Source organism: Lyngbya sp. CCY1209 (assembly GCF_035615495.1).
Classification (GTDB): Bacteria; Cyanobacteriota; Cyanobacteriia; order Cyanobacteriales; family Microcoleaceae; genus Limnospira.
Window position 1 is genome coordinate 1 of the sequence record NZ_JAJENU010000504.1, and the last position, 1,216, is coordinate 1,216.

At 44.4% G+C, this 1,216-nt stretch carries 3 protein-coding genes; all 3 read right to left on the reverse strand.

What is annotated here, in order from left to right; all coding sequences use genetic code 11:
* On the reverse strand, positions 1 to 221 hold a 221-nt coding region (locus tag LKE08_RS16275; RefSeq protein WP_324705298.1), incomplete at its 3' end, for a hypothetical protein.
* A gap of 99 nt (positions 222 to 320) precedes the next feature.
* The gene (locus tag LKE08_RS16280) at positions 321 to 653 is read right to left on the reverse strand and encodes a hypothetical protein (RefSeq protein ID WP_324705299.1); all 333 of its coding nucleotides are present in this window, start codon (positions 651 to 653) and stop codon (positions 321 to 323) included.
* A gap of 126 nt (positions 654 to 779) precedes the next feature.
* The gene (locus tag LKE08_RS16285) at positions 780 to 1,064 is read right to left on the reverse strand and encodes a hypothetical protein (protein WP_324705300.1); all 285 of its coding nucleotides are present in this window, start codon (positions 1,062 to 1,064) and stop codon (positions 780 to 782) included.
* Positions 1,065 to 1,216: the final 152 nt, after the last annotated feature.

The following is a 1,216-nucleotide window of genomic DNA, read 5'->3' on the forward strand; positions in this document are numbered from 1 at the left end:
GCCTCGTTGGAAGATGCGATCGCACTGGCACTTCCGCTGCTAGAATCGGCGCCGGGAGTGAAGGTTTCCTCGCTGCTGGTGCTGGTTTCTCCCTCTCCCGAGGTGGCGGTGGATTCGCTGCTGCTTCCCGCCCCCGTTTCGTCTACAAAGGAAATAGAACTGACGATGGCTCCGCTCCCAGATGACTGATTAATTGTCGGGGAATTTGAATCTTGAGACATGAGACAAATACCAACGCATTACTTTATACAAATATTTTGATAAAAGTTTTAACTTTTTTTTGGAAGGGAGATAAGAAAAGGGAAAAACCGGACAATTATTCAGTTAGAGAAGGAGCCAAAAATAGCCCAGTCATCCGAAAAGGAACTTGCCTGACTGTCTCCCGAAATGGCTAGAGCCGTAGCATTAGAGGACGCAAAACTCTCGGAAAAATTATCTTCGTTATAAACCGATGTATATGCATTAGCTGTAGTTGCAGTATAATCACCCACGGCTATCGCATTTGCTCCGGCAAGAGCTACATCAGTATAAGCCCATGCAAAAGAATCGGTCGTTGCATAAACCCCACCTTGGACTCGGTTGGGATTTGACAGTTCTTCGTTAAAGTCTATGTCGCAAATATCCAGAACTGAACTCGAAGTCAATTTACTCATGGTATAACTTGATGTAACCAACGACAAAAACAGAAATTAGACACTAACAAGCAGAGGAACTCGTCGGATAGAGGAGTCCCTCTTAGGTTTCACATAAAACGATGCACTCGTTCAGAAAAAACCGCTTTAGTCGCTCACGGAGATGGCAAACAAACTGGATTGTGAGGTATGGCCTTCGACAGTAAACGTCGAACCGGCAACCTTGGTATAGGTGTCCGAACCGTAAGCAACAGCACCGCCATCAATTTGAGCGGTATTGCCATCGATGTGTGTAAAAATAAAGGTGTCTCCATACACATCAAAATTGATGTAGTCGTTTTCGTAAAAAGTACGTCCGTAGTATCCGTATCCACCGGCGACGTTGGATTCTTCGGAAATGGTGGCGATATGATTGAGGTCGGAAATCTTCATGGTTTCCCTCCAGTTAGTTGATTGAGTGAATGGATTCGGGAATTTCCCTTTTCTGTCTTTAATTTAATCGAAACTTTCTCGAAACTGTTGCCAATTTGGCAGAATTATGACATTAATTTTGCCGACAATATCCGACCAAAAGCGATGCCCAA